The sequence below is a fragment of the Pseudomonas sp. LB3P31 genome (genome assembly GCF_054897945.1).
This window is the reverse complement of record NZ_CM142710.1, coordinates 2,297,820-2,322,909: the sequence shown is the minus strand read 5'-3', so window position 1 is coordinate 2,322,909 and position 25,090 is coordinate 2,297,820. Positions and strand designations below refer to the sequence as shown.

24 protein-coding genes are annotated in these 25,090 nt (G+C 60.8%); 10 read left to right on the top strand and 14 right to left on the bottom strand.

Going from position 1 to position 25,090, the window contains the following annotated elements; all coding sequences use genetic code 11:
- Nucleotides 1-57: 57 nt before the first annotated feature.
- The gene (locus ACYZTK_RS10630) at nucleotides 58-1,017 is read left to right on the top strand and encodes a diiron oxygenase (protein WP_462014391.1); all 960 of its coding nucleotides are present in this window, start codon (nucleotides 58-60) and stop codon (nucleotides 1,015-1,017) included.
- Between the two features lie 14 nt (nucleotides 1,018-1,031).
- Nucleotides 1,032-1,835 (top strand): N-acyl homoserine lactonase family protein, encoded by an 804-nt coding sequence (locus ACYZTK_RS10625; protein ID WP_462014390.1) that lies wholly within the window; start codon nucleotides 1,032-1,034, stop codon nucleotides 1,833-1,835.
- A gap of 184 nt (nucleotides 1,836-2,019) precedes the next feature.
- On the opposite strand, the gene ACYZTK_RS10620 is transcribed toward ACYZTK_RS10625, so the two are convergent.
- From ACYZTK_RS10620 to ACYZTK_RS10585, 8 genes are all read right to left on the bottom strand, one after another.
- Complete coding sequence (locus ACYZTK_RS10620; protein ID WP_462014389.1) at nucleotides 2,020-3,441, bottom strand: aminotransferase-like domain-containing protein; 1,422 nt, start codon at nucleotides 3,439-3,441, stop codon at nucleotides 2,020-2,022.
- Nucleotides 3,442-3,761: 320 nt separating this feature from the next.
- Entirely contained in the window at nucleotides 3,762-4,466 is a 705-nt protein-coding gene (locus ACYZTK_RS10615; RefSeq protein WP_462014388.1) for a hypothetical protein, read from the bottom strand.
- 229 nt (nucleotides 4,467-4,695) lie between these two features.
- The gene (locus tag ACYZTK_RS10610) at nucleotides 4,696-5,196 is read right to left on the bottom strand and encodes a hypothetical protein (RefSeq protein ID WP_462014387.1); all 501 of its coding nucleotides are present in this window, start codon (nucleotides 5,194-5,196) and stop codon (nucleotides 4,696-4,698) included.
- 80 nt (nucleotides 5,197-5,276) lie between these two features.
- Nucleotides 5,277-6,104, bottom strand: a complete 828-nt coding sequence (locus ACYZTK_RS10605; protein WP_462014386.1) for an ABC transporter permease — start codon at nucleotides 6,102-6,104, stop codon at nucleotides 5,277-5,279.
- A gap of 8 nt (nucleotides 6,105-6,112) precedes the next feature.
- Complete coding sequence (locus ACYZTK_RS10600; RefSeq protein WP_462014385.1) at nucleotides 6,113-6,985, bottom strand: ABC transporter permease; 873 nt, start codon at nucleotides 6,983-6,985, stop codon at nucleotides 6,113-6,115.
- 10 nt (nucleotides 6,986-6,995) lie between these two features.
- The gene (locus ACYZTK_RS10595; protein WP_462014384.1) at nucleotides 6,996-8,108 is read right to left on the bottom strand and encodes an ABC transporter substrate-binding protein; all 1,113 of its coding nucleotides are present in this window, start codon (nucleotides 8,106-8,108) and stop codon (nucleotides 6,996-6,998) included.
- A gap of 89 nt (nucleotides 8,109-8,197) precedes the next feature.
- On the bottom strand, nucleotides 8,198-9,289 hold the full coding sequence (locus ACYZTK_RS10590) for an ABC transporter ATP-binding protein (RefSeq protein WP_462014383.1): 1,092 nt from the start codon (nucleotides 9,287-9,289) through the stop codon (nucleotides 8,198-8,200).
- 252 nt (nucleotides 9,290-9,541) lie between these two features.
- On the bottom strand, nucleotides 9,542-10,447 hold the full coding sequence (locus tag ACYZTK_RS10585; RefSeq protein WP_462014382.1) for a LysR substrate-binding domain-containing protein: 906 nt from the start codon (nucleotides 10,445-10,447) through the stop codon (nucleotides 9,542-9,544).
- A gap of 245 nt (nucleotides 10,448-10,692) precedes the next feature.
- Here ACYZTK_RS10585 and ACYZTK_RS10580 point away from each other — a divergent pair, with 245 nt between their 5' ends.
- From ACYZTK_RS10580 to ACYZTK_RS10570, 3 genes are read left to right on the top strand one after another with little or no spacing between them, the layout of a single operon-like run.
- Nucleotides 10,693-12,438, top strand: coding sequence for an amidohydrolase (locus tag ACYZTK_RS10580; RefSeq protein WP_462014381.1), 1,746 nt, complete (start codon nucleotides 10,693-10,695; stop codon nucleotides 12,436-12,438).
- On the top strand, nucleotides 12,438-13,388 hold the full coding sequence (locus ACYZTK_RS10575) for a CobW family GTP-binding protein (protein WP_462014380.1): 951 nt from the start codon (nucleotides 12,438-12,440) through the stop codon (nucleotides 13,386-13,388). The genes ACYZTK_RS10580 and ACYZTK_RS10575 overlap by 1 nt, the downstream gene beginning before the upstream one ends.
- Complete coding sequence (locus ACYZTK_RS10570) at nucleotides 13,385-14,140, top strand: class II aldolase/adducin family protein (protein ID WP_462014379.1); 756 nt, start codon at nucleotides 13,385-13,387, stop codon at nucleotides 14,138-14,140. The genes ACYZTK_RS10575 and ACYZTK_RS10570 overlap by 4 nt, the downstream gene beginning before the upstream one ends.
- A 185-nt stretch (nucleotides 14,141-14,325) precedes the next feature.
- On the opposite strand, the gene ACYZTK_RS10565 is transcribed toward ACYZTK_RS10570, so the two are convergent.
- The gene (locus tag ACYZTK_RS10565) at nucleotides 14,326-15,846 is read right to left on the bottom strand and encodes a sensor histidine kinase (RefSeq protein ID WP_462014378.1); all 1,521 of its coding nucleotides are present in this window, start codon (nucleotides 15,844-15,846) and stop codon (nucleotides 14,326-14,328) included.
- Complete coding sequence (locus ACYZTK_RS10560; RefSeq protein ID WP_462014377.1) at nucleotides 15,843-16,562, bottom strand: response regulator transcription factor; 720 nt, start codon at nucleotides 16,560-16,562, stop codon at nucleotides 15,843-15,845. The genes ACYZTK_RS10565 and ACYZTK_RS10560 overlap by 4 nt, the downstream gene beginning before the upstream one ends.
- A 208-nt stretch (nucleotides 16,563-16,770) precedes the next feature.
- Here ACYZTK_RS10560 and msrB point away from each other — a divergent pair, with 208 nt between their 5' ends.
- Together msrB and msrA are read left to right on the top strand one after the other, a co-directional pair.
- On the top strand, nucleotides 16,771-17,283 hold the full coding sequence (msrB, locus tag ACYZTK_RS10555) for a peptide-methionine (R)-S-oxide reductase MsrB (RefSeq protein ID WP_462014376.1): 513 nt from the start codon (nucleotides 16,771-16,773) through the stop codon (nucleotides 17,281-17,283).
- A 24-nt stretch (nucleotides 17,284-17,307) separates the two neighbouring features.
- Nucleotides 17,308-18,012: a peptide-methionine (S)-S-oxide reductase MsrA gene (gene msrA / locus ACYZTK_RS10550; RefSeq protein WP_462014375.1), complete on the top strand. Its 705-nt coding sequence runs from the start codon at nucleotides 17,308-17,310 to the stop codon at nucleotides 18,010-18,012.
- 8 nt (nucleotides 18,013-18,020) lie between these two features.
- On the opposite strand, the gene ACYZTK_RS10545 is transcribed toward msrA, so the two are convergent.
- Together ACYZTK_RS10545 and ACYZTK_RS10540 are read right to left on the bottom strand one after the other, a co-directional pair.
- The gene (locus ACYZTK_RS10545) at nucleotides 18,021-18,512 is read right to left on the bottom strand and encodes a GNAT family N-acetyltransferase (protein ID WP_462014374.1); all 492 of its coding nucleotides are present in this window, start codon (nucleotides 18,510-18,512) and stop codon (nucleotides 18,021-18,023) included.
- Between the two features lie 89 nt (nucleotides 18,513-18,601).
- Nucleotides 18,602-19,507: a LysR family transcriptional regulator gene (locus ACYZTK_RS10540; RefSeq protein ID WP_462014373.1), complete on the bottom strand. Its 906-nt coding sequence runs from the start codon at nucleotides 19,505-19,507 to the stop codon at nucleotides 18,602-18,604.
- 102 nt (nucleotides 19,508-19,609) lie between these two features.
- Here ACYZTK_RS10540 and ACYZTK_RS10535 point away from each other — a divergent pair, with 102 nt between their 5' ends.
- Nucleotides 19,610-20,776, top strand: a complete 1,167-nt coding sequence (locus ACYZTK_RS10535) for an acetylornithine/succinylornithine family transaminase (RefSeq protein WP_462014372.1) — start codon at nucleotides 19,610-19,612, stop codon at nucleotides 20,774-20,776.
- Nucleotides 20,777-20,908: 132 nt separating this feature from the next.
- On the opposite strand, the gene ACYZTK_RS10530 is transcribed toward ACYZTK_RS10535, so the two are convergent.
- On the bottom strand, nucleotides 20,909-21,331 hold the full coding sequence (locus ACYZTK_RS10530) for a bleomycin resistance protein (protein ID WP_462014371.1): 423 nt from the start codon (nucleotides 21,329-21,331) through the stop codon (nucleotides 20,909-20,911).
- A gap of 92 nt (nucleotides 21,332-21,423) precedes the next feature.
- Here ACYZTK_RS10530 and ACYZTK_RS10525 point away from each other — a divergent pair, with 92 nt between their 5' ends.
- A complete protein-coding gene (locus ACYZTK_RS10525) occupies nucleotides 21,424-22,569 on the top strand; it encodes a hypothetical protein (protein WP_462014370.1) in 1,146 nt (381 codons plus the stop codon).
- A gap of 2 nt (nucleotides 22,570-22,571) precedes the next feature.
- Here ACYZTK_RS10525 and ACYZTK_RS10520 read toward each other — a convergent pair whose 3' ends face one another.
- Nucleotides 22,572-24,488 carry a metallophosphoesterase family protein gene (locus ACYZTK_RS10520; protein WP_462014369.1) on the bottom strand — a complete coding sequence of 639 codons (1,917 nt, stop codon included), beginning with the start codon at nucleotides 24,486-24,488 and terminating at the stop codon, nucleotides 22,572-22,574.
- Between the two features lie 231 nt (nucleotides 24,489-24,719).
- Here ACYZTK_RS10520 and ACYZTK_RS10515 point away from each other — a divergent pair, with 231 nt between their 5' ends.
- Nucleotides 24,720-25,061, top strand: a complete 342-nt coding sequence (locus ACYZTK_RS10515; RefSeq protein ID WP_462014368.1) for a potassium channel family protein — start codon at nucleotides 24,720-24,722, stop codon at nucleotides 25,059-25,061.
- The last annotated feature ends 29 nt before the right edge of the window (nucleotides 25,062-25,090 follow it).

The following is a 25,090-nucleotide window of genomic DNA, read 5'->3' as shown; positions in this document are numbered from 1 at the left end:
CCCCTTCATTCCTTTTGCGTACCCCATGGCGGGTACGCGTCCTACAGGTATCGCGTTATGCAAACAGCCATCGAGATCGCCAAGGTCGATCATCAACTGATCGTGCGGCTCAACCAGGCGTGGACCAAACGGGCCACGGTGTGTGCGCCGGAGAAGTTGCTGGTCAGCGAAGCATTCGATCCGGCGCGCCCGGATTACCCGGAGTGCATGGTGCCGTTTTTCCAGCATCCAAAATTCCAGGCCCTGAGCGAAGAGCTCAAGAGCAGTGTGGTGACCTGGGGCTGGATCGGCTACAACCTGCGCACGGTCACGGCAGAAGAACACGTGGTGAACCCGGCCCTGAGTGTCATTGCCAATCAATACCTGGGCAAGCACGACTGGCATTTTCGCGAGGCCATGCAGCAGACGTTGATTGACGAGCATTACCACACACTCATGCACCTGCGCGCTATCCAGCGCACCAAAGAAGATCGCGCGCTCGACCAGGATCTGGACCTGCCACCTTCGGTGACTTACCTGCGTCTGCTGGCCCTGCGCGAGGAATTGCCGGAGCAGTGGCAGCGCGATCTGGCCTCGATCACTTTCGCTGTGGTCGCCGAAATCAGCGTCAACGCTTATCTGGACCTGCTGGCAGACGACCAGAGCATCCAGCCACAAAACCGGCGGGTGGCCGAACTGCATAACCGTGACGAGTATGCACACAGCAAGGTTCTGGCCGAAGTTGCGAAGGTCATGTACGCCAACATGCAGCCGCCGCAACGGGAATTTTTCGCACGGACTTTGTCGGTAGCGCTGAGTGCTTTTGTCGCCCAGGACTACTCGATGTGGGAAGCGATCCTGACTCAACTGGGGGTCGAGGACGCGGCGCTGATCATCGCCGATACCCGCGAGAGCAACCGCAACGCGACGATCATGCGCGACTACAGCGGGCTGCAGCGTCTGGCCGAGGACCTGGGCATCACCGGGCAAATCGATTTCGACTTCCGACCGACCCTCAAGTCCGCCTCGGTGGCGTGAACCAGGAGCTGCCCATGTCTGTTCCCGTTTACGAAGTGTTCGCCATCCGGGTCGGTGCCAATGCCCAGCGCACGGCCCGGGAGAATTTTCTCTACGACGCCTGCTGCGGTGACCCGAATGCGCCGATGCCGCTGGATTATTATTTCTGGGTGATTCGCAATGAGCAGCAGCAGGTGATTGTAGTCGACACCTGTTTTCAGCCGGCCACGGCGGATCGGCGCAACCGTCAGATGTATCGCCTGCCGGAAGAATCCCTACGCCAGCTGGGGATTGACCCGGCACGGGTCGACAATCTGGTCCTCACGCATCTGCATTGGGACCATGCCGGTAACCTGGGGTTGTTTCCCAGGGCCACCGTGCATTTGCAGGAGGCGGAACTGCGCTTCTGCACCGGGCCGAAGATGGCCCATCGCGCGGTGAACAAAACCTACGAGGTGGATGACGTGATGTCGGCGCTGCCACCGCTGTTCGAGGGGCGGATGCGCTTGCACAACGGCACTGTCGAGGTGGCTCCGGGGGTCACCCTGCATCCGGTGGGCGGGCACACGCCGGGTAGCCAGGTGGTGCGGGTGCATACCGGGCGCGGCTGGATAGTGCTGGCGTCGGATGCAGCGCATTTGTGGGTGAACATTCGCGAGCGTAGTCCGTTTCCGATACTCGATGACCTGGCGCAGTCGCTGGAAGCGTTTAGCGAAATCGATCGCCTGGCGGATAGTGAAGATCACGTGATCCCCGGTCATGATCCGCTGATCGCTGAGCGCTTCCCGCACTGGAACAACGATCCGCATATCATTTGCCTGCACGAAAACCCGATCTGAAACACGCCCATGGGCCTGCACCGAAACGCGACCTGAAACACATCCCCCTGGACCGATACGGGATCTGAAATGCCCCCCTGTAGGAGCTGCCGAAGGCTGCGATCTTTTGATCTTAAAAATTCAAAGTCAAAAGATCGCAGCCTTCGGCAGCTCCTACAGGGGGATGTGCGTTTCCCTGGCAGCCTTAAGTCTGGTTTTTCAGGAGCTGACCCAAGGTCGCCAACGCCTCCTCAACCCGCAACGAAAACGGCGCACCACAACCCACCCTCAAACAATGCCCAAACCCCGCGCCATTGGAAAAGATATCCCCAGGCAAAATCTGAATCCCCACCTTCAACCCCTCATGAAACAAACGCATCGCCGAATACCCAAACGGCAACTCCACCCACAACAGCGTTCCACCCCGTGGCTCGGTCACTCGGGTGCCCTGGGGGAAATGCCGCAGGATCGCCGCACTTATCTGTTGGCGTTGTTGCGTCAGCGTCTTGCGCAGCCGCCGCAGATAGCGTTCGTAAGACGGAGTTTTCATGAACGCACCGACCGCCAACTGCGACAGCACCTCGCACCCCCTCGATTGACTGTGCTTAAGCATCTCCACGCGGTCATGCCATCTGCCGGCACTGATCCACCCCAGCCGCATGCCCGGGGCCAGGGTTTTGTTCAGCGAGGCGCAGTAGATCAGGTTATCGCTGCGGTCCCAGTGCTTGAGCGTGGACTGCGGTTGCTCGGTATCCACCAGGTCGCCATAGGTGTCGTCTTCGATCAGCACAGCGCCGCGCTCGGCGCACAACTGCACCAGTCGTGCCTTGTGCGAGTCGGGCATGATGCTGCCCAGCGGGTTTTGCAGGTTGGGCATCACGATCACGGCATGGATCCGCTCGGGACCGCGCAGCAGCTGTTCCAGGGCAATAAGGTTAATCCCGCAGTGCGCCGTCGCCGGTACCTCCCGCACTTGCAGGTTCAGGCTTTCGAGAATCTGCAGCAGGCCGTGGAAGGTCGGCGACTCGACGGCAACCGTATCGCCGGGTTGCGTTACGGCGCGCAGTGCCAGGTTCAGCGCTTCGCTTGCGCCGTTGGTGATCACGATCTGCTCGGCGCTCAGCTGGGTTTTGCTGGTCAGGGCGCGGCGGGCGAGGATAGTGCGCAATGCCAGGTTGCCGCTGGTGGGGCCGGTCCGGCCCAGCAACTGCTGATCCTGACGCAGTGCCTTGGCCATATGGTTCTGGAGGATTTTCAGCGGATAGAGTTCCGGCGCGCAGTAGGGGCTGGCGAAATTGACCTTGATCGTCGCACGCTGGCTGGCCTTGAGCACCGCTGATACCTGTTGATGAATACCCACATAAACATCGGCGTCCGGCACCGCCTTTGGCATCGGCTGGGGCAGGCAGTCGGGCTGGCGGATGTAGTTGCCCGAACGCGGTCGGGCTTCCAATACCCCCTGGCCCTCCAGTTCCCGGCACACCTGCACCGCGGTCGACAGGCTGACGGCGTGCTTTTCCATCATCAGGCGGATGGAAGGGAAGCGTTCGCCGGTTTTCAAAGTGCCGCTGCGGATCGCGTCGAGGTAGTGGTTGGCTAACTGACGGTACAGGGGAAGTGTATTCATGCAGACCTCAGCAATTGCACCACTGAGGTCCTGGGCTGGACAGTGAGTTGACGCTCCCCGCAGACGGACCCATGGTGCTCGGGGATCAAGGGACGTGTTGATGCTGTTTCGATACTGGAACAGTAGTCGCGGACTTGCCTGAATCGCAGGCAATAAAAAGCCCCGCACGAGGGCGGGGCTTGGGGGAGGCAGCTGCTGGCGACAAACCCGTGGCGAGCGAGCTTGCTCGCGCTTGAGTGCGCAGCACTCACAAAAGAAGTGGTGCTGCCACTATTCTGGGGCCGCTACGCAGCCCAGCGGGAGCGAGCGCCCTCGCCACATTACTGCGCGGCGATAGTGAAACCGTCGAACGCGCTCTGTTGCTGCAGCGCGGTGATGATGTTCTTGCGGTTGATCGCCTGTTCGGCCCCGCTGTTGTCCAGGAACGTTTCGCTGTCCAGCTCCGCTTCCTCGCCTTCGCCAACGAAGGTGAAACCGAGGAACTCCAGGGCTTCGCGGTCAACGTTCAGGCGCGAACGCGGAGTGCGCAGCGGCAAGGTGACGCTCGTGCCGTCCTTGCTGATGGTGAACACTTCGACTTCTTTTTTCGCCTTGGCGGCTTTGCTCTTGCCGCCGCTCGGGTTGCTGATGGCCTGGTGGGTCTGGTTCAGCACTTTCAGCGCCAGGCCGTAGACGATTTCCTGGAACGCCGGGTCGTCCTTGAAGCTGGACAGGATGCGGCTGATCGGGAACTTGCTGCTGAGGTCTTCGAGGGCGGCGATGTCGGCGGCCTCGGCGTCCTTGAGCTGCTTGAGCTCGCCCATCAGTTCGTAGGCCTTGTCATCGTCGAAACTGTCGTGAGCCTGGCGAATCGCGGCACGCAGCTCGCGGATCTGCTCGCTTTCGCGGGTGGACTGGAACGAGTCCAGAACCATCTCGGCGATGGTCTTGGCCTGGGGCACATGCTGTGAAAGATTGATGGAGTTTTCGTATTCCGCTTTGGATGACAAGGTGACTACGGATTCAGCGGTATTGGAATCTGACATTGAAATTTCACTACTTCTCTTAACTTGGGTTTAGGCGAGAAAGCACAGGGCCTTTTCAGGCCGCCTAATCTATTGGACCGAGGCCGTGTTGTCACGGACGAACAGGCCAGCGGCCAAAAGATCACCCTCGGTCCCCTGTAGGAGCTGCCGCAGGCTGCGATCTTTTGATCTTGATCCTTGAAGACCCCAATGTTGCCAAAGATCAAAAGATCGCAGCCTGCGGCAGCTCCTACGCGGTTGATGCCTTGAAGCCGCGAAATACCTGATAAAACCTGATTGAACGCCCGCAGAACAAACCGCTGGCAATCCCGGACGCACAGGCCTTGAGCAACATCACCGGGAGGGTCTTGGACAGTTGCGGGTGCACTTCGGCTTCGTAGCCAAAGTAGTAGTTGATGGCAAACAACAGCAGATACAGCACCAGGGTCTTGCTGGTGCCCGGCAAAACCAGCCCGCTTCCCGTGTCATCCAGCCTGACGTCCTTGCTGGAAAAAATCAGCAGTGCGGCGGCGCTGCCCACCAGTACGGCGACCAGCCAGAAGCCCAGGGACAGCGCCGGATGCAGTGACAGATTCAGCGAATACAGTGACCAGGCGAGCAAAATTGGCGGTGTGATCAGCAGCGAGATCTTGCTTTCGCGGGTGGGGGAGAGGGCCTTGATACCGAAGTAGCACAGCAGCACGAATAGCGCGTAGACCCACGGCGGGGTGTTTAGCAGGGCGTTAAGCATCTTGACGCGTCCGTGTCGAAAGGTGAGTCGGGATAATAGCCGTGCTGCGTAGCTAGCAGCCGACTATTTCCCGATTACCTTCACGGATGCAGCAGCTTCTGCACGCGCTTGTCGGCCAGATGCTGGAACACCAACCGGCCGATCAGCACCAGCAAGGTCAGCGAGATCAGCAATACGGAAATGGCTGCCACACTCGGGTCAACGTTATCGCGCAAGCCGCTCCAGATGCGTTTCGGCAGGGTATCGACGTTGACACTGGTGATGAACAGCGTCACCGCGACTTCTTCCCACGAAAGGGCGAACGCCAGCAGGGCGGTGGAGGCAATGCCCAGTTTGAGATTGGGCAGGATCACCATGAAGGTGGTCTGCATCAGGCTGGCGCCGAGGTTGCGCGAGGCCAGTTCGATGCGTCGGTCGATCTGGCTGAGGGCAACCATCATGGTTACCACGCCGTAAGGCACGACCATGATCACGTGGGCGATCACTACGCCGGTCAGGGTGTCGTAGCCCATGCCCGGGGCGAAGCGTCCGAGCTTGGTTTCCATGAAATACAGCACCAGTGCGGAAATCACCGGCGGAATGGCCATGGGCAGCAGCACCAGGCCGATCAGCGCGGTGGCCAGTTTCGAGCGCATGTACCAGATGCCGAGGCTGAAGCTGGCGGCGAGCACGGTGGCGATCAGGCTGGTAGCGAACGCGATGGTCAGGCTCTGGCTAATCGCGTGGAACCAGTCGGGATTGCTCACCAGCGCCTCATAGTGGCGCAGCGACCAGTTGCCCTCCGGCATCGACAGGAAGCGTTTGCTGGTAAACGACACCGGGATGACCGTCAGCAACGGGAACAGCATGAAGGCCATGGCGATCACGGCCAGCAGCCGCGTACTCAGGCTTGTGCGATGGGTATTCATTATGGACCTCAGCCGACCAGGCGATTCACGCCGGTGATTTTCAGCAGTACCCAGATCAGCGCACTGACCAGAGCCAGCAACACCACGCTCAGTGCCGCACCCAGGCCCCAGTTGCTGGTCTGGAACATTTGCAGGAACACATATTCGGCGATCATCACGGTTTGCCCGCCGCCCAACAGCACCGGGGTAATGAAGAAACCCAGGCAGAACACGAACACCATGATGAACGCGCCCAGCATGCCCGGCAGGGTCTGTGGCAGCAGCACTTGCCAGAACGTGCGCAAGGGGCCGGCGCCGAGGCCGCGGGAGGCCATGAGGATGCGCTGGTCCAGCTGGCGCATGCTCGACAGCAGCGGGAACACCGCGTACGGAATCATCACGTGGAGCATGCCGATGACCACGCCGATTTCATTGCGACTCAACTGCAGCGGTTGATCGATCAGGCCCATGCCCATCAGGCCATTGTTGAGCACGCCGTTGCTGCGCAGGGCGATCAGCCAGCCGAACGCGCGTACCAGCACCGAAATCCAGAACGGAATGAAGATGCAGATCTCCACCACGCGCTGCCAGAACGGCGGGCTGAATACCCAGCAGTAGGCCAGCAGGTAGCCGATCAGCAAGGCCAGGCAACTGACGGTCATGCACAGGCGCAAGGTGCGCCAGAGCATGTCGTGGATCGCCGGGTCCGTGGCGATACGCTGGTACTGCTCGATGCCGGGTGTCGGCAGCGAGAAGCTCCAGCCCACCACGCCGAGGAATGGCAGCACGTAGAAAATCAGCAGCAGCACCGGCAGCGGAAACAGCAGCAAGCCGCGCTCCAGGCCCGGCGAACTGAATCGGGGCTTGGGCGGGGTCAAGGTGGAGGTCAGGGTCGTGGTCATGGTCGATGGCTCACTTGGACAGCCGTGTCAGGTAGGTTTCCAAGGTCTTCGAGTAGTTGTCGGCGTACCACTGGGCGTTGAGGGCGATCTGTTTTTTCAGGTTTTCGGCCGATGCACAGTTGGCCTGCAGTTGCTCGGCCGACATCAGCTTTTCAGTCGCGCTGTTGGACGGGCCATTGCCGAGCAGTTCAAACAGTTTCAGTTGGCCTTCCGGTTGCAGTGCATGCTGGATGAACTGCATTGCCGGTTGCGTACCGGCCGGGTTGCCCTGCAATACCGCCCAGCTACTGGAGTTGATGAAGCCGTTGTCGAAGCTCCAGCGCACGCGGTTGTCGGTGTCTTCGGCGAGCAGCTTGGCGCGGGTATGCCAGATCGCACCCATCGACACTTCGCCGTCGACCATCAGCTGTTGGCTCTCGGCGCCCGAACTCCAGAAGGACAAGACGTGGGGCTTGATCTCGTCGATCTTGGCCATCGCGCGGGGTATGTCCAGCGGGTACAGCTGGTCCGCCGGCACGCCGTCGGCGAGCAAGGCCGCTTCGAGCATGCCGTTCATCCATTTGTACATGGTGCGCTTACCGGGAAATTTCTTCACGTCCCAGAAATCCGCCCAGCTTTTCGGACCGTTATCGCCGAATTTTTCGCTGTCCCAGGCCATCACGTAGCTGAACTGATAGCTGGCGATACCGTGGTCGGAGGCAAGCGCCGGGGCCACCAGGTCGCGCTTGATGGTGGTGTAGTCCAGCGGCTGGAGAATCTTTTCCTTGCCCAGGACGATGGCGCTGTAGCTCTCGACGTCGACCACGTCCCAGCTCGGCTGGCCGCTGGCCAATTGCGAGCGGATGGCGCCCTCGGTCGGGCCTGCGCCGTCTATGCGCACCTGGATGCCGGTGTTTTTGGTGAAGGTTTCGGTCCATGCCGAGCGGAACGCATTCAGCGCATCGCCACCCCAGTTGACCACCACCAGCGGCTTGTCGGCCGACCAGCTGATGCCGCTGCGCAGGGCCAGGGGCACGGCTGCCAGTAGCCCCATGGCCTGGATGAAGGTCCGACGGTTGATCTGCCCGCCACGGGCTTTTTCGATCAGCACTTCAATACAGTCGCGTTGATGATCCTGGCTCATTGCAAGTCCTCAGTTGGCGGGTGTCCCTGGGGACAGTGGCCTTTTTTTGTAGTTAGGAGAGAGCTTCGTGACGCTTGGGTTAACGCGCTTCAGGCCTGCAGCAGGAAGCTTTGTTGCACCGGCCAGCTCAGCCACACCGGCGCCCCGGTGGGCATCAGCGCACCCGGATGATTGCCGGGAACCGACAGATTGACCGGTAACGCATCGCCTCCGACCTTGAGTGCCAGGTGGGTGCTGGAACCCTGGTAAACCTTGTCCGTGAGTCGCGCGGGCACCACGTTGTAACCGTCCCGGGTCGGACAGTCGCTGAGCAGCTCCATGTGTTCGGGGCGTACCGCCAGCACCGTCGGCTGGGCGCTAAACGGGTTGGGGGCGAGGGCGTGCAAGACGCTGCTGCCGCAACGGCCGCTGGCGGTAGGACCGTTACGGCTCATGTCCACCAGCGGAAACAGGTTCATCTTGCCGAGGAATTCCGCGACGAAGCGGCTTTCCGGACGGTTATAGATATTTTCCGGGGTGTCGACCTGGGTCAGCTTGCCGTGGTTGAAAATCGCGATGCGCGACGACAGCGCCAGCGCCTCGCCCTGGTCGTGGGTGACGAAGACGAAGCTGGTGCCGACCTGGCGATGGATGCGTTGCAATTCGGTCTGCAGTTGTTCGCGCAAGTTTTTGTCGAGGGCCGACAGCGGCTCGTCGAGCAGCAGCAATTCCGGTTCGAACACCAGCGCCCGGGCGATCGCTACCCGCTGCTGCTGGCCACCCGACAGCTCGGAAGGCTTCTTGTGCATGTGGGCGCCCAGGCCAACTACTTCGAGGATGTGCTTGACCCGGCGCTGGCGCTCTTCAGCGGCAACCTTGCGGATGCGCAGCGGGTAGGCGACGTTATCGGCCACGCTCATGTGCGGGAACAGCGCGTATCCCTGGAACACCATGCCGTAGTTACGCTTCTCGGCAGAGCGCTTGATGATGTCGACGCCTTGCTCCATCAGCTTGCCCGAAGTCGGGCTGAGGAAACCGGCCAGGATCATCAGCAGTGTGGTCTTGCCCGAGCCGGACGGACCCAGCAGGGTCAGGAATTCGCCTTGGCGAACATCCAGGTCGACGTTATCCAGCGCCGCGAAACGACCGTAATACTGGCTGATACCTTGTGCGCTAAGCTGGATCGCTGAACGGCTGGACACGATGGAAGTTCCTCTTTTTTGTTGCCCCGAGGCGTGCGAGGACGGATGTAAATCCGGCAGGGGCTTTGGGTTTATTATTGTTAAAAATATCGCTACATCAATGGAATTATTTTGCCGGGATTGGTTAGTTTTATTGAACAAACTTTGTAGGAGTGAGCCTGCTCGCGATGGGGCCAACACATTCAACATTGATGTCGCCTGGCGCACCGCGATCGCGAGCAGGCTCGCTCCTACAGGGGGATGGAATGTTCTTTACAAGGTGTCCTGCCAGGTTTGGTGTGACGACTGCAGCTGGGTTTTTACCCAATTGCTGAACGCCTGCACCACCGCGCGCTCGGCTTTTTGCGGGTCGGCGGCGAGGTAATAACCGCGGTGCAGGTCGATGGTGATGTCGAATGGGCGCACCAGCAGGCCCTTGGACAGAGCATCGCCACTGATCAGGTTGTCGCCGATGGCAATGCCCTGGCCGGCAATGCACGCCGACTGCGCGCAATGCGCATCGGAGAACAGGATCCCGCTCACCGCGTTCACCCCGGAGGCGCCGGCAGCGGTCAGCCAGACTCGCCAGTCCGAATAGTCGGTCATGTGCAGCAACGGGTAGCCGCTCAATTCCTGCGGGGTTTTCAGGCCGCTCAATGAATTGATCAGGCGCGGGCTGCACACGGGGAAGAAGCGCAGGGCGACGATTTCCTCGACGACCATTTCCGGCCAGTCACCAATGCCATAAGCGATGAACAGATCGGCGCCGGGGTTGTTGATGTCGTCCGGAGTCCTGGGGGAGATCAGCTGCAATTGCACTTGCGGATACTGCCGCAGGAACGCGCCGATGTGGTGGCACAGCCAATAGGTAGCAAAGCCCGGCGCGCAACTGACGCACAGGCGCCCGGAAATCTCCTGGTCGTCGACCAACTGCCCGGCGTCCAGCAGGTTCAACAGAATCCCGTGCACTTCCCGGGCATACCGTTCGCCCTGATACGTGAGGCCGATGCCGCGGCCGATGCGCTCGGTCAGGGCAAAACCGACGCACTCCTCCAGTTTGCTGATCTGGTGGCTGATGGCGCTGCGGGTCAGGTTCAGTTCACGGGCGGCCACCGACACGCTGCCGAGGCGGGCGACGGCATCGAGGGCGCGAAGGGCTGTCATCGATGGAAAACGCATAAATCATCCCGCTGAGAGTGGTCGGTTTGCTGTTTATGGTGACTTAAATTGAACAGTCAGGCCAAAAAAAATCGATTGTTGTATCGGTTGGTTCAACAATACTAGCCCCATTCGTCATCGGCCCATGAGGCCTTTGTCCAGGACGGCGTGTCTCGCCGACTAAAACAACAAGAACTTTCAGGCCCCGCCGCGCGGATTTTGCGCAAGGGGCCTTCAATTGAACTGCACTCGAAAAGGTGGCTTGCATGGCTGAGTCCGACAACTTTACCTCGACCCATTCTGCACAAGGGACATACGCCGATCTGATCCTCGGTAACGGTCGCATCTACACCCAGGATCCGGCAAACCCGTGGGCCGAGGCCGTGGCGATTCGCGACGGCAAGTTGATCGGAGTCGCCAGCCTCGACGAGCTTGAAGGGTTCAAGGGCCCGAACACCCTGTTGCACGATCTGCAGGGCGCGTTTTGCATGCCCGGCCTGCACGACATGCACACCCATCCCGACCTGGCCCTGGCGCCGCGGTACAGCGACGACCTCGACGTGGGCATCGAAGATCCCACGCCGGAGCAGCTGCGTGAAAGCATTCTGGCCTACGCCGACAGCCATCCGGGAGACGGCTGGATCTACGGGCAATACTGGGTGCGCTACACCTTCCGGGAAGCCGGCTTGACCCCGGGCCGGGCGTGGCTCGACAGCGTGATGCCGGACCGTCCCGTGGCCCTGCTCGACCGGATGTGGGGCACCATGATGGTCAACTCCAAGGCGCTGGAACTGGCCGGCATCGACCGCCACACCAGCGACCCGCGCAACGGTTATTTCGAGCGCGACGAACTGAGCGGCGAACCAACCGGCCTGATGATCGACGGCGCTTACGCAATGATCCACGCCGCCATGCCGCCGACCCCGGTCAGCGTGCTGCGCCGCGCCTATCGCGACGGCGTGCATTTCCAGAGTTCGCGCGGGGTCACGGCGAGCAAATACGTGCACGTCTGTGAGCAACGCCTGCAAGCCTTGAAGGAACTCGACGACAGCGGCGAATTGACCGTGCGCATCGAAGCGGCGATCAGCTGGCAGGACGATATTTTCCCGGTGCGGCGTCGCTGGGAACTGCTCAGCGGTGAGCGTCACTACTATCGCAGCGCGCGCCTCAGTGCGAACGCGGTGAAATTCCACTTTGACGGCACGGTCGAGCCGAAATCCTCGTACCTGCTGACCCCTTGGCCGCAGGAGAAAAGCTGGCGCGGCAAGCTCAACCTGACCCCGGAGCACATCACCGACATGGTGGTGGACATGGACAGCAAGGGTATTCGGGTGATCGCTCACTGCACCGGTGACGGCGCCTCTGACGTCTTTCTCGATGCAGTCGCCGAGGCGCGGCGGCGCAACGGTTTCAGCGGAGTGCGGCACCAGTGTGCGCACAGCACCTTGCTGCACCCGGGCAACCTGCCGCGCTTCAAGGAACTCAACGTGATCGCCGAGTTTTCCCCCGCTGCCTGGTATCCGACGCCGTTCGCCAGCGGGGCACGCTCCGGTTACGGCCAGGAGCGGCTCAAGCGCATCTATGATTTCAAGGGTGTTCTGGACGCGGGCGGCACGGCGGTGATGGGCACCGATTGGCCAGTGGCGTCGATCGACCCGTGGCTGGCGCTGGAAACCATGGTCACCCGCCAGAACCCATGGAACGACGATCCGGCCTGCTTCGGCGAACCGATCACCCTCGAACAGGCGCTGAACGTGGTGACCAGCAACGGCGCAGTAGCCATGGGCCTGGAACACAGCACCGGTAGCCTGCAGGTCGGCAAAGCGGCGGACCTGATCGTCATCGACCGCGACCTGTTCGCCGAGCCGGCGCGCAACTACATCCACCGCACCAACGTGTTGCTGACGTTTGTCGAAGGGCAGCTGGTCTATGACCGGCATTCGACCCTGGCACCCGCTGGATTAAAAGCCGTGTGGCAGGGCGAACCACCGGTGCTGGAGGGCAAGGCGTAATGGACCTTCCGCGCATCGCAGTCACTGTGGTCTCGGGTTTCCTCGGGGCCGGTAAAACCACCTTGCTCAACCGCATGGTGCGCCGTGCGGAAGGCAGTCGACTGGCGGTGATCGTCAACGATTTCGGTGAGCTGAACATCGATGCGGCGATCGTTTCCGAAGTGACCGACGCGGTGTACAGCCTGCAAAACGGCTGCATCTGCTGCACGGTCCAGGAAGACTTGCTGGCGCAGCTGGCGAGCCTGGCGCAACTGCAGCCACGCCTGGAACGCATCGTCATCGAATGCAGTGGAGTGTCCGATCCGCAGCGCATTGTGCAAACCCTGGCGTACCCGCAATTGCGCAGCCAGATGCAGCTGGACATGGTGATCACGGTGGTCGACGCCACCCGTCACCTGCAACTGGAGGGAGAATATGCGCGGCTGGCCCGGGCGCAGGTGGCTGCGGCGGACCTGCTGCTGTTGAACAAAACCGATCTGGTCGACGACGCGCAGTTGCAGACCCTGCGCGACGCCCTGGGTGCGCGGGTGCGGGTGCACGAGAGTGTGCAGGCGCAGTTGCCGGATGCGCTGTGGCTGGACACCGAGCTGGATGTTGCGCCTCGGGCGCTGAAGCCGCTGACGCTGGTGTCGACGGACGATCACAGCGAAATGTTCAGCAGCTGGTTGTGGCAGAACTCCGCCGGGCTCGATGTCGAGCGTCTGCGCGGCTGGCTGCAAGCATTACCAGGCGATGTGTTTCGGGTGAAAGGGTTGGTGTTGCTGGCGCAAGGTGGCAAGGCGCACTGGTTGCAACATGTCGGCACCCGCAGTCAGTTTCTGCCCGCCACGGATGAGGCGCTGGCGAGCGAGTCACGATTGGTGTTTATTGCTCGTCGGGGCTTCGACGGCTGGGACGCGTTGGGGCAAGGACTTGAGGCGTGCAAGGTGCCGGAGAAAGTGCGGACATGACCCCTGTGGAACAACGTTTACGTGAAGAGTTGGCCGCGTGTTATCGGCTGATCGCGCACTTTCGCATGACCGATCTGATCTTCACTCACATCTCGGTGCGCCTGCCAGGGCCCGAGCATCATTTCCTGATCAATCCGTATGGCTTGATGTTCGATGAAATCACCTCGTCGAACCTGGTGAAAATTGACCTTGAAGGGCGGGCGGTGGAGGCCAGTGCCTATCCGGTGAACCCGGCGGGGTTTGTTATCCACAGCGCGATTCACGGTGCCCGGGAAGATGCCCAGTGTGTGCTGCACACCCATACCAAAGCCGGTTGCGCGGTGGCTGCGTTGAAGTGCGGGCTGCTGCCGGTGAACCAGATCTCCATGGAGTTTTACGGTCGGGTGGCCTACCACGACTATGAAGGCGTGGCGCTGGACATGAGTGAGCAACAGCGGCTGGTGCAGGACCTGGGCGACAAGTCGGTGTTGATGCTGCGTAACCACGGTTTGCTGACTGTCGGCGAGACGGTGAGCCAGGCATTCCTGCGCATGTACTACCTGGAAAAAGCCTGTGAAATCCAGCTGGCGGCGCAAGCGGCGGGTGAGGTGATCTTGCCGCCGGCGCAGGTGTGCGCGCATACCGAGCGGCAGTTCAATGATCCTGGGCGACCGTTGGAGGAGGGTGAACTTGCTGACCCGGATGCGATGCAGTTGGCCTGGGCGGCGTTGATTCGGATGCTGGATCGGGTGGCGCCGGGGTATCGGGATTGATCCGAACCCTGTGGGAGCGGGCTTGCTCGCGAAGGGGCCGTCACATTCAATAATGATGCTGACTGACCCACCACTTTCGCGAGCAAGCCCGCTCCCACATTGGACCAGTGTTTTCCATACATGCCTTGCCCGCTGCAGATCCATGTGGGAGCAAGGCTTGCCTGCGATGCAGACGCCACGGTCAATCAGACCTGCCCCGGCGTATTCAGATTCATCGATCGCATCGCCAACCCCGTCGCCGTCTCCTCATCCACCGGCAACGAAAACACAAAAGTAGCCCCTTGCTCCGGCACATCCACCAGCCGAATCTCGCGGCCATGCAGCTGCAAAATTCGCTGCACAATTCGCAACCCCAACCCGCCGTCACGCCGCGCGCCGCCGATGTTGAACGGTCGCAAAAACAGCCCTTCACGCAGCTGCGCAGAAATCCCCGGCCCGCTGTCACTCACAGTGATCTCGACGAACCTGCCCTGTGATACCAGGCTGATGCCGATGGTCCCGCCCACGGGCGTATGACGCAGCGCGTTATCAAACAGATTGGTCAGTACTCGTTCGATCAACCCCAGGTCAGCAAAGACCCCAGACACCGTCGGAGCGAAGCTGGCCTTGAGTTGCACCTGGCGCGCCTCCGCCGTCAGTTCGAACTTCTGGAAAATATCCTGCACCAGGTCAGTCAGGAAAAACCGCTCCAGCACCGGCTGCACAAAGCCATGCTCCAGTCGCACCAGTTCCAGCAGCGATTGCGCCAGCCCGCCGACCTTGCGGCTTTGATCCAGGGCGATGCCCAGGTAGCGGCGGCGCTCGACGGCGGACAGCGTGGCGTCCTTGAGCGACAGCGTTTCCAGATAGCCGTGCAGCGACGCCAGCGGCGTGCGCAAATCGTGGGAGATGTTCGCCACCAGTTCGCGGCGCTCCTGGTCCTGGCGGGTCAACGAGCGCCATTGCTCGCCCAGGCGCGCCTGCATCTGCCGGAACGCGGCATCGAGCACCGCGATTTCGTCGTGACTGGCGGCTTTTTCCACGGTGACGGGCAGAGCTGGCGTGACCGGAACGCCATCGATGTCGAACTGGCTGACGGTTTCGGTGAGGCGGCGCAATGGCCGGGTGATCAGTGCAAACGCGGTGAGACCGGCAATCAGGCACAGCAGCGCGACCAGTGCGATTGACAGCAGGGCGGTATTGAGCGCAGCGCTGGTGGCGCCGCGCTCGGCCAGGCGATCATGGTCTTCACCCAGCAGTACCACATAGAGATAACCCGCCGGCTTGCCATCAACCTTCAGCGGTGCGGCGCTGAACACCTTGCGCGCATCGACACTGCGTGGATCGTCACCGGCAATCGGCAGGGCATCGCCCCTGAGCATACGCTGGATCGGCGCCAGGTCGACGCGCTCCCGCCGAATCCGGCCTTCGGGCGCGGCACTGCCGACAATCTTGCCCTCGGTGTCCAGCAGGTACACCTCGACACTGGGGTTGACCTGCATCAGCTTGCTGAACAGATCACGCACCGCATTGGGCATCAGGCCCTGGGTGTCCATCAACACCGTGTCGCGCGCAATGTGTTGCGCCAGGTCCCGGGACAACCCTTGCACCACTTCCTGTTCATGCATCTGGTTGGAACGCACCTGCAGCCACGCCGAGGTGCCGCAGCACACCAGCAGCAGCACGGCGAACACCAGGGACAGGCGCTGCGTCAGGGTCAGCCTCATGGCTGCGATTCCTCCCCGGTGGCGAACTTGTAGCCGCGGCCCCAGACCGTGAGGATGCGCACCGGTTGCGCCGGGTCGGCCTCGATCTTGGCGCGCAAGCGATTGATGTGGGTGTTGACGGTGTGCTCGTAACCTTCGTGGCTGTAGCCCCAAACGGCGTTGAGCAGATCCATGCGCGAAAACACCTTGCCCGGCTGGCGGGCGAAAAAGTACAGCAAGTCGAACTCCCGGGGCGTGAGGTCCAGGCGACGGCCATCGAGGGACACTTCGCGGGTGATCGGGTCGATGGCCAGGCCGTCGGTGAGCAGGCTGCCGGCGTCCATCTTCAGGTTGCGTGCCATGGCATCCACCCGACGCAGCAAGGCTTTGACCCGGGCCACCAGTTCGAGCATGGAAAACGGCTTGGCCAGGTAATCGTCGGCACCGAGTTCCAGACCGAGAATCCGGTGCACTTCGCTGGAGCGCGCACTGGTGATGATGATCGGCGTGTAGCGGGCCATGGCGCGGGCCCGGCGGCAGATTTCCAGGCCGTCGACACCGGGCAGCATCAGGTCGAGGATCAGCGCATCCCAGTTGCCTTGTTGCAGCAGGCGCATGCCTTCAGTGCCATCGGCGCTGTGCACCACCTCGAACTGCTCGTCACGCAGGTGCAGGCAGATCAGGTCGGCGATATGCAGGTCATCCTCGACTACGAGGACGCGTTTGGTCTGTTCCATCAAGCTCAATCCTTAAGTGCGATGTGCGATGTGCGATGGTCACAATTGCCACTGTTGCCACGGTAGGAGCGAGTGTATGCAACGACATTGTGCGGGTTTTTCACGGGCCGAGTTATCACGATTTATTTAACTTTCCGTGAGGATTTGGCGATCAAACCAAGCCTAGGTTGTCTTCCATGAAAGGCCCCCTGGATTTTTGGAGACGCGCATGTTTTCACGACGGCAGTTTCTCGTAGCGAGCGGCGGGCTGGGGGTTGCAGCCCTGGCGATCGGTGTATTGCCAAAATTTGCCGCGAGCTCCGCATTGCTCAGCAACGCCAGCGCCGCAGAGGCCTTCGAAGTTACCCACAGTGACAGTGAGTGGCACGCCCTGCTGAGCGATGAACAATACGAAATCCTTCGTGAGGAGGGCACCGAACGGGCCTACAGCAGTGCGCTGAACAATGAGCACCGGGACGGCACGTTCAGCTGTGCCGGCTGTGACCTGGCGCTGTTTTCCTCGGCCACCAAGTTCGAAAGCCACACCGGCTGGCCAAGTTTCTGGAAGCCGCTGGACAACGCGGTGGGCATTCGTCAGGACCGCTCGTTCGGCATGCTGCGCGAGGAAGTCCACTGCCGGCGCTGCGGCGGTCATCTGGGCCACGTTTTCGATGACGGACCCAAACCGACCGGGCTGCGCTACTGCATGAACGGCCTGGCGATGAAATTCACGCCGGCTTGATCCTTTGCTTCGGGAGTAAATCTGATGAAAGTCTCGTTCACCTGGCGTCGCACCTTGCTCGGCCTGGCAGCTGCCGGTGCCATCGGCCAATGCTCGGCCTTCTCCTTTGGCGCCGAGGACGCAGTGGTCATTCCGCCGCCGGCCCTTGATCAAACCACCCAGGCGCGCAGTGAAACCGCAGTGTTTGCCGGCGGATGTTTCTGGGGTGTGCAGGGCGTGTTCCAGCACGTCAAGGGCGTGCAAAAAGCTGTGTCAGGATATGCCGGCGGTACCGCCGACACCGCGCGCTATGAGCGGGTCAGCGACGGTGATACCGGGCATGCAGAGTCCGTTGAGGTCACCTTCGACCCGACGCAGGTCAGTTACGGCGCTTTGCTGCAGATCTACTTCTCGGTGGCCCACAACCCGACCGAACTCAATCGCCAGGGGCCTGACAGCGGCACTCAGTATCGGTCGGCGATCTTCACCCGCAATGGCGAGCAACAAAAAGTCGCCCAGGCCTACATCGCCCAGCTCGACGCCGCGCATTCGTTCAACAAACCGATCGTGACCAAGCTGGAAAGCTACAACGGTTTCTACCCGGCGGAGGATGAACATCAGGACTTCCTGACCGAACACCCGACGTACCCCTACATCGTCATCAACGACTTGCCGAAAGTGGCGCAGTTGAAACAGCTGTATCCGGAGCGTTATCAGGAGAAGCCGGTGCTGGTAAAAGGTGGGTCGTGACTTGGTGGTTACGCGTCGATCAGGCGTTTGCCCATCTCGAAAGCGCGCATTTCAAAACCCAGCTCTTCGTAAAGGCGCCGCGCCGGCTCGTTGAAACCCCATACGGTCAAGCGCAAATCCGCGGCGCCCTGTTCCAGTGCCCAGATTTGCGCCTGCTCCATCAACGCCCGGCCAATGCCCTGACCCCGGCCAGCCTGGTCCACGCAGACCGAACCAATGCGCCCGACAAGTTGCGGCTGCATCAACGAGCCCTTGGATTCGGTAACTTGTACAGTGATGAAACCAATCGCCGTATTGGCCTGTTCAGCGAGGAACACCGCGTGATGTTCGCCCTCGATGCTCGGCCGCCAGAAGTCGCTGTCGCGGGCGAAATCACCGGTCGAAGGCGCATAAATGTCCGGTCGGTGCTGGTGGTGCAGGCTGTTGAGTTGCTGGCCCAATCGGCAGATCGACAGTAAGTCCTCAGAGGTGGCTCGGCGGTAAAGGGTAGGTGAAGTCATTGGCTGTCCGTGGCGTATTGATCAGGTGGGACCTGCTCTCCATGTCGATCAGGTCCCCGCGCAGACTAGTGCATCCAGCTCGCCCCTGGCTACTGCTTGCCCCACAGCTGCATGGCGAAATCAACGAAGTGGCGCAGCTTCGGCAGGCGGTAGCGATCCTGGGCGTAGATCAGGCTCATGGGCCGGCTCGGCAATTGATAATCCGGCATCAGCGCCACCAGTTTTCCACTCGCCAGGTCCTGCTCCACCAGCGCGTCCGGCAACATCACGATCCCCATGCCGGTGCGAGCGGCTTGATGCAGGCCCGCTGAACTGTTGATCAGCATCGTGCCACTCACCGCCACCAGGATTTCACCTTCCGGGCCGCTCAGCCGCCAGTGTTTTGCTACCGAGTGCCAGTCGTCTCCGGCCGGATAGGCGAAGGACAGGCAGTCATGCTGTTGCAGGTCTTCCGGCTGCTGCGGAGTGCCCCGACGCTCCAGATAGGCCGGCGAAGCGCACATGGTCAGGGTGTAGTCGATCAGCGGCCGGGCGATCACATTGCTCGACTCGATGGCGCCCAGGCGAAACGCCACGTCGAGACCATTTTCCAGCAGGTCGGGGCGCCCGTTGGAGAGCATCACATCGAGTTTGACCTGCGGGAAGCGCAGGGCGAACTCGCTGAGCGCCGGCGCGAGCTTTTCCGTGCCGAAGGTCAGCGGTGCGGTGATGCGCAACGTGCCGCTGGGGGTGTCCTGGCTTTGTTCGGCCAGGCGCTCGGAGTCAGCCACCAGGCCCAATACTTCCAGACAGCGCTGATAGTAGGCCGTGCCGAATTCTGTCAGGCGCTGACGGCGGGTGGTGCGATTGAGCAGGCGCACGCCCAGTCGTTGCTCCAGCGCGCGCAAGTGATTGCCGACCATGGTGGTGGACATTTCACACTGGTACGCGGCGGCGGTCATGCTGCCGGTTTCGACCACCCGCACGTAAACGGTCATTGCCTGGAACAGATCCATTATCAAGCTCAGCTTTAAAATGATTGAAGGATTGCGGCGTTTATCCAGCTCAGGTGGCTAACGATACTGGAAAAACACCGACAATTGCTGGAGCTTGATGTCATGACCGCCGCCTGCCTGATGACCACCTATCAACCCTTGGCCTTGAGCTTCTGCAAAGGCCTGGGCACTCGCCTGTGGGATCAGGCCGGTCGCGAATACCTCGACGCGGTGGCGGGAGTGGCGGTAACCAACGTCGGCCATTCCCACCCTAAAATCGTTGCGGCGATCAGCGAGCAGGCCGGACTGTTGCTGCATACCTCCAACCTGTACAGCATCGACTGGCAACAGCGCCTGGCCCAGAAGCTCACCCAATTGGCCGGGATGGAGCGGGCGTTCTTCAACAACTCTGGCGCCGAAGCCAACGAAACCGCGCTGAAACTGGCGCGGCTACATGGCTGGCGCAAAGGCATCGAGCAGCCGCTGGTGGTGGTCATGGAGAACGCTTTCCACGGTCGCACCCTCGGCACCCTGTCTGCCAGCGACGGCCCGGCGGTGCGCCTGGGGTTCAGCGAGCTGCCGGGAGACTTCGTCAAAGTGCCGTTCGGCAACCTCAAGGCGCTCGACCGGGTGCAGCAACTGCACGGCCCGCGCATCGTAGCGATCCTGATGGAGCCGATCCAGGGCGAGAGCGGCGTGCAACTGGCGCCACCCGGCTACCTGCAAGCCGTGAGCGACCTGTGCAATCGGCAAGGGTGGCTGATGATGCTCGATGAGATCCAAACCGGCATCGGCCGCACCGGCCAGTGGTTCGCGTTCCAGCACGAAGGCATCGTCCCGGACGTCATGACCCTGGCCAAGGGCCTGGGCAACGGCATCCCCATCGGCGCCTGCCTGGCCCGCGGCAAAGCCGCCGACCTGTTCACCCCCGGCAGCCACGGCAGCACCTTCGGCGGCAACCCGTTGGCCTGTCGGGTCGGTTGCACGGTCCTGGAAATTATCGAAGAACAGGCTCTGCTGCAAAACGCCGCACGGCAGGGCGATCGGCTGCTCGCCAGATTGCGCGCCGAACTGGCAGACAACCCAAACGTGCTGGCCATCCGTGGGCAAGGCCTGATGATCGGCATCGAACTCAAGCAACCCATCCGCGACCTGACCCTGATCGCCGCGCGGGACCACGGCCTGCTGATCAACGTAACCCGCGGCAAAACCATCCGCCTGCTGCCGCCTCTGACAATTGATGAGCGGGAGGTGGAAATGATCGTCAGAGGGATCTGCCGGGCAATCTGATTCCCCAAGTCACCCACAACCCCCGTAGGAGCTGCCGCAGGCTGCGATCTTTTGACCTTGATCTTCTCGGCGATATTGGAACCGTTGAAGATCAAAAGATCGTCCGAACGCGGCCCGAGCCTTCGGCAGCTCCTACCATGGCCGCTCCCCCAGGCTTTCCACCAACCGCACCAGATAACCGTCCGGGTCCTGTACCAGGAATTCCCGCTGGCCCACTTCAACCTTGTCGGCGCGATACCAAGTGTCGGCACAGGCACGAAACAGCGGCCATTCCACTTCGGCCAGCCGCCGCAGGATCGGTTCAACCGATTCAACGGTGATCTGAAAATTGATCCCCCGACCAAACGGCACCTGCAACTCACCACTCAGCCACTGACCCTCATCGGGATCATATTGCTCCAGCATCAGCTGCACGCCGTTCAAATCAAGATAGGCAAATCCAACTTCCGGTCGCTCATAGGCAATCGGAATGCCGATCAACGAAGTCCAGAAGTGCAGGCTTTTCCTGATGTCGGTGACCATCAGCTCAGGTACCAACTTGCTCCGTGCAAACATAAAATATCCTTATTCAACAGTGTGAGGTTGTAGCGGGCGACGGCGGCATTGTAGTCGCCCGACGCCAACAGCATCATTCACTGGAGTAGTCCTTGCAGAACCTGCAGAATCGCCAGTCACTCAAGGGCAAGGAGCTTCCTAACGTGCGCGCAAAACTACTCTTTTTTATGCTGGCTGGACTCTACTCAGGCGCAAGTATTGCCACTCCCGCCGAAGACATCCCAGGAAACTACTACCTGCGCGCAATGGAAGTCGACTCCCGAATCATTCTCCAGCCCGACCACACGTTCACCGCCAACATCGCCTACGCCGGTGCGCAAGGCGAAGCGCAAGGTCATTGGGACCTGTCCGATAAAGTCCTGACCCTGACCAGCGACGAAGTAGAGCCGCCCGCCGACAAGCTGCTGTTCAGTTTAAGCCGAGCGCGCAACTTGAAAGAGTTGCAGGCAAGAGAACAGACCGACGCCGCCCAAACCCTGAAACAGGCGCAAAGCAACTACCTGCTGAATCTCAAGTACGCCCGCTCACGTCCGGTCCCGACCATCCCACCGGTAACACTGGTATTCGAATTCAACCATGGCCCGGCAGTTGAGTGGCTGTGGGACAACGCCCAAGGGCAGCAGTATTACCTGCCGTATTCCGAAGAAAGAAGCCTGACCCGAGTCGGATTTCAGTCCGCCGATAACGCTCAAGTCACCCAATGGTTTCCCATCGACCCGGCAACGCGTGCCATGACCCTGAACTGGACAGTCGATCGCGCAAACAGCCAGATGATTTACCAACAACCCGACCAGCTCGACCTCGGGCAATCGCAACACTACTTGCGCAACGCCCCAAGCGCACTGGCACTTATCGACAAGAACTACCGGGTGTCCATGTACTACGACATGCCCGCCGACCCTCCCGCGATCAAACCGATGGATATCTTCTGGTCATTCGACGATGGCTCGTCAGAACAGCAGCAATGGACCGACTCCCGGCAACAGCAATTACGCATGCCTGTCAGTTCGACAAAGACACTGAAAAAGTTCGGCGTGAAATTATCCGGTACCGCACAAGAAACCGAATGGTTCGACGTGGCCCCAGACAGCCGCGCGTTCTACCTGCTCTGGGAAGAACGCATCCGCCCTGGCCGGGGCAACGACCTGTCGGCGATGTTCAAGTCCCTGGAGTTGCAGGTCGACGACGGTTGCCTGGCCGTAGACCTGGGCAGAGGCGTGGCCTGTTACCGCAAGTAAGGTCAGTCGGTGGTCGTAGGCGCAACCATCCGCGTCTTCGGCGCACCGTTGGAATTGTGCTGATAAATAGCCTGAGGCTGGCCCTTATCATTAAAGAACACCTGCCCAATCCCCGCCGAGTTCCACAACCGCTCCCCAGCCTCGGCATGCTCCGGCACATGCGGAACAATGCGCATCAGCCGACGCTTGGTCAGCCAGTTCAGCGGCGAGCGCGGCGAGTAGAGCCAGCGGTTGAGCCGGTCGAACCACTCCAGCAGCGTCGGCGGAAATTCATTTTTGATGCCGCTACTGACGATCTGCCATATGCGCGGCCCACCCTTACGATGTCGGATAAATACTTCGTAGACGAAGGAATAATGCACATCGCCTGACAGCACCACGTAGTTACCCGGCGTCCGCGAGTGTCGGAAAATATTCAGGATCACCTGGGCTGCGCCGCGATGGGCCATCCAGTTCTCCGCGTCCACCAGTAGCGGGAAACCGCACCAGCTGAACACTTTCTGCACCGTCTCGATCAACTTCACCCCAAAGATCGGCGCTGGCGACACGATGATGGCCGAAGGGTGATCGAGCAACTCCTGTTGCAGCTCGCTCAAGGCTTCCCAGTCCAGCAAACCCGAAGGCTGCTTCAGCGTCATCTCGCTGCGCCAACGCCGGGTGCGGGTATCGATCACCACCAGCGCCGGGCTGGTCGGCAGCACGTAATGCCAGTGCTGGAATTTCAGCAAGTCATCGATCAGCTCATCCTGCACCGGACTGTCCAGGTAACGGTCCTGGCCGGTCGCGCTGAACAACGCAGTTTTCCTCAGCAAATCCTCGAACGCATCCGGGTTATTACCCCAGCCCTGACACAACATATACGCGATCAACGCGTTGCCGATGATCCGCTTGGAGAACGGATGCCCGTAGGCCGTTTCCTCCCATTGCGCGGAAAGATTCCAGTCATCGGTAATATCGTGATCATCAAAAATCATCAGGCACGGCAAATGCGCCATCGCCCGCGCCACTCCACCAAGGCCTGCTTTAAAGCCGTCGATCCGCGTCTGCTCCAGCGCATAACGCTTGGCGCGCGGCGCAGTCAGCACCGGCGGCTGCGGCGCAATCAGCGTCCAGGCCGTCGGCGACCACACCAACAGATACATCGCCATCACCTCGGCAAAGGTCACCAGATGATTGTCCGCGCTGCTACTGGTGAAAATCGGCTTACGCGCCCCGCCGAAAAATCGCTCACGCAACGTCTCGTTGCTCTCAAGCGCCGGTAACAGATCCGCACGATGGTAATAACTGGCCGGGTGCTCATACAGCTTGGCGCTGTCGCTGACCACCGCCCCCTCAAGATGCTCCTCGAACAACCCCAACCGCTCGATCAACGCATGAATCGCCCGCAGCATCGGGCCGGCGACGTCATCGGCATACACCTGGTCGCCCGTCATCATCAACAACGCAGGACGCTGATGAGGCTCGTGCTCGGTCGCCAGCAACTGATCCACACACAACAAACCATCGGCGGCAGGATGATGCGGCTTGCGGCAGGACCCGTGCAGCAACTGATCGATCCGCGAGCGCAGCACAAAATTCGGCCGCAGCGCATCTCCATACAACAGGTGCGGCGCCCACTCGGCGATGCCGGCGCCCTCAACCAACACGTCATATTCAATCAGCGTGTCGCAGGGCAGGGGACTGTCCAGGTGCACATCAATCAAATGCACAAACGCATGCGCGCCAATCGGAATCACCGTGCAGTGCTCGTCGCCCAAGCGAATATCATCCGCGCCGTGCAAACGCAAAGTCAGCGACAACTCACGAGTTCCCACCAGCCACAGCACCAGCCGCGAGGGCTCGAGCCGCCGCAGCAGCGGGCCGACCAGGACAGGGGGCAGGGAAGAGAGAGCGTCAGGCAATGGCAGAGACATGGACATCCGGGTTAAAGGTACACAGAGCCCGCGATAATACCGCAGGCGGCGGCGGGACAGCGAAAGTGCAGGAACTGATCGTTACATCGTGGGCGGGTATCGCAGCAGACATGCTTTGCTGCGCCGCAGTTGCGCTGTCGTCTTGGTGAGCTCATGCCAACGCTTTCCAGCGCTTGTGCCAAGCTGATGGAATCTTGATTCGCCATCAGCCCAGACAATCTCCAGGAAGCCCATGCCATGAAACCCACTCGTGCATCGCAGGTCCGTAGAGAGTTCTTCAGAGCCACCGGCTTCTACCTTCGCGTGGTGTGGCCGATCATTTCCGTACTGGTGCTGATCATCATCGTGTCCGGGTTGATCATCGGCTATCTGGAGGATTGGAAGGCGCTGGACGGGATCTACTTTGCCTTCGTCACCGGCTTTACCATTGGCTACGGAGAACTCGTGCCCAAGCTTGGCGTTTCGCGGGTCTTGGCGATATTGCTTGGGTTCAACGGCGTGTTGATGACGGCGATATTTGCAGCGGTCAGCGTTCGGGCGATAGAAGTTGCGGTGAAGGCGTCGGATTCGGAGGAGTAGGTAAGGCTGCGGTAACATGCTTAGATAGG

Excerpts from the sequence above, each read along its gene's own strand:
- ACYZTK_RS10630 (WP_462014391.1), top strand. The coding sequence starts at position 58 with ATGCAAACAGCCATCGAGATCGCCAAGGTCGATCATCAACTGATCGTG.
- ACYZTK_RS10625 (WP_462014390.1), top strand. The coding sequence starts at position 1,032 with ATGTCTGTTCCCGTTTACGAAGTGTTCGCCATCCGGGTCGGTGCCAAT.
- ACYZTK_RS10620 (WP_462014389.1), bottom strand. The coding sequence starts at position 3,441 with ATGAATACACTTCCCCTGTACCGTCAGTTAGCCAACCACTACCTCGAC.
- ACYZTK_RS10615 (WP_462014388.1), bottom strand. The coding sequence starts at position 4,466 with ATGTCAGATTCCAATACCGCTGAATCCGTAGTCACCTTGTCATCCAAA.
- ACYZTK_RS10610 (WP_462014387.1), bottom strand. The coding sequence starts at position 5,196 with ATGCTTAACGCCCTGCTAAACACCCCGCCGTGGGTCTACGCGCTATTC.
- ACYZTK_RS10605 (WP_462014386.1), bottom strand. The coding sequence starts at position 6,104 with ATGAATACCCATCGCACAAGCCTGAGTACGCGGCTGCTGGCCGTGATC.
- ACYZTK_RS10600 (WP_462014385.1), bottom strand. The coding sequence starts at position 6,985 with ATGACCACGACCCTGACCTCCACCTTGACCCCGCCCAAGCCCCGATTC.
- ACYZTK_RS10595 (WP_462014384.1), bottom strand. The coding sequence starts at position 8,108 with ATGAGCCAGGATCATCAACGCGACTGTATTGAAGTGCTGATCGAAAAA.
- ACYZTK_RS10585 (WP_462014382.1), bottom strand. The coding sequence starts at position 10,447 with ATGCGTTTTCCATCGATGACAGCCCTTCGCGCCCTCGATGCCGTCGCC.
- ACYZTK_RS10580 (WP_462014381.1), top strand. The coding sequence starts at position 10,693 with ATGGCTGAGTCCGACAACTTTACCTCGACCCATTCTGCACAAGGGACA.
- ACYZTK_RS10575 (WP_462014380.1), top strand. The coding sequence starts at position 12,438 with ATGGACCTTCCGCGCATCGCAGTCACTGTGGTCTCGGGTTTCCTCGGG.
- ACYZTK_RS10570 (WP_462014379.1), top strand. The coding sequence starts at position 13,385 with ATGACCCCTGTGGAACAACGTTTACGTGAAGAGTTGGCCGCGTGTTAT.
- ACYZTK_RS10565 (WP_462014378.1), bottom strand. The coding sequence starts at position 15,846 with ATGAGGCTGACCCTGACGCAGCGCCTGTCCCTGGTGTTCGCCGTGCTG.
- ACYZTK_RS10560 (WP_462014377.1), bottom strand. The coding sequence starts at position 16,562 with ATGGAACAGACCAAACGCGTCCTCGTAGTCGAGGATGACCTGCATATC.
- msrB (WP_462014376.1), top strand. The coding sequence starts at position 16,771 with ATGTTTTCACGACGGCAGTTTCTCGTAGCGAGCGGCGGGCTGGGGGTT.
- msrA (WP_462014375.1), top strand. The coding sequence starts at position 17,308 with ATGAAAGTCTCGTTCACCTGGCGTCGCACCTTGCTCGGCCTGGCAGCT.
- ACYZTK_RS10545 (WP_462014374.1), bottom strand. The coding sequence starts at position 18,512 with ATGACTTCACCTACCCTTTACCGCCGAGCCACCTCTGAGGACTTACTG.
- ACYZTK_RS10540 (WP_462014373.1), bottom strand. The coding sequence starts at position 19,507 with ATGGATCTGTTCCAGGCAATGACCGTTTACGTGCGGGTGGTCGAAACC.
- ACYZTK_RS10535 (WP_462014372.1), top strand. The coding sequence starts at position 19,610 with ATGACCGCCGCCTGCCTGATGACCACCTATCAACCCTTGGCCTTGAGC.
- ACYZTK_RS10530 (WP_462014371.1), bottom strand. The coding sequence starts at position 21,331 with ATGTTTGCACGGAGCAAGTTGGTACCTGAGCTGATGGTCACCGACATC.
- ACYZTK_RS10520 (WP_462014369.1), bottom strand. The coding sequence starts at position 24,488 with ATGTCCATGTCTCTGCCATTGCCTGACGCTCTCTCTTCCCTGCCCCCT.
- ACYZTK_RS10515 (WP_462014368.1), top strand. The coding sequence starts at position 24,720 with ATGAAACCCACTCGTGCATCGCAGGTCCGTAGAGAGTTCTTCAGAGCC.